A 1,029-nucleotide genomic window follows, 5' to 3' on the forward strand; every position below is an offset into this window, starting at 1 on the left:
GCTGGATGCCCGCGGCGCGCGCGGCGGCGACGACGGCGGCCGGGCCCGCGAGGGCCTCGACGCAGCCGCGGCTCCCGCACCAGCACTCGGGTCCGTCGAGGTCGACGCAGATGTGCCCGACCTCCCCCGCGTTGGAGCTGGCCCCGCGGAAGACCGTGCCGTCGACGATGATCCCGGCACCGATGCCGGTGCCCATGTAGAGCGCGGCGAACGCGGAGCCCGCGATGCCGCCGGACCAGTACTCCCCGATCGCGGCGGCGGTCGCGTCGTTGTCGAGCAGGACGGGCAGACCGACGGCGTCCTCGAGCGCGGCGGCGAGCGGGAACTCGGTCCAGGCCTGCATGACGGGCGGCGTGAGGGTCATGCCGGTCGACGCGGTGATGGGGCCGGGCGAGACGACGCCGAGGCCGAGCACGCGCTCGGGGTCGACGCCGACGCGGGCGACGGTCGCGCGGATCTCGGCGGCGATGCGGGAGACGACCTCGCGCGGGTCGTCGGACCCGGCGCCGGGCCGCCGCCAGCGGGCGACGATCGCACCGCCGAGGTTGGCGATGACGTAGGTGATGCCGGCGTGGTCGAGGTGCACGCCGACGGCGAAGCGCGCGTACGGGTCGAGCTCGAGCAGCATGCGCGGCTTGCCGCCCGTGGACTCGGCGCGCCCGACCTCGACGACGAGCCCGTCGTCGATGAGACGGCGCACGACGGTCGAGATCGTGGCGGCGGTGAACCCGGTGGCGCGCGTGAGCTCGACGCGGCTGATCGTCCCGGCCGCGCGGATGAGGTCCAGGATCGCGGCGCGACTGCTCGCGTGCGCGGCGCCCAGGCCTGACTGGAGGCTGCTCACGGCACCGCCCTCTCTCGCGTCTCCCCTGCGCGCTCACCATAACGATCCGGGCACGAGGGGCCCCAGCGGCGACACGCACGTTGACTAACTTTGTTCACTTGCCTAAGAATGCCACGCGGAGCAGGGTTCGCGAATGACCCCGACGGTGACGAAGCCCCTCCACACCGGCCGGCACGCGGAGGTGC

At 74.1% G+C, this 1,029-nt stretch carries 1 protein-coding gene; it reads right to left on the reverse strand.

Annotation, left to right across the window (positions count from 1 at the left end; translation table 11 throughout):
* Positions 1–844: ROK family protein (locus HGA02_RS20170; protein ID WP_168681208.1), on the reverse strand; the 844-nt coding region annotated here is incomplete at its 3' end.
* Positions 845–1,029: the final 185 nt, after the last annotated feature.

It is taken from the genome of Cellulomonas septica (assembly GCF_012396155.1).
Lineage (GTDB): Bacteria > Actinomycetota > Actinomycetes > Actinomycetales > Cellulomonadaceae > Cellulomonas > Cellulomonas septica.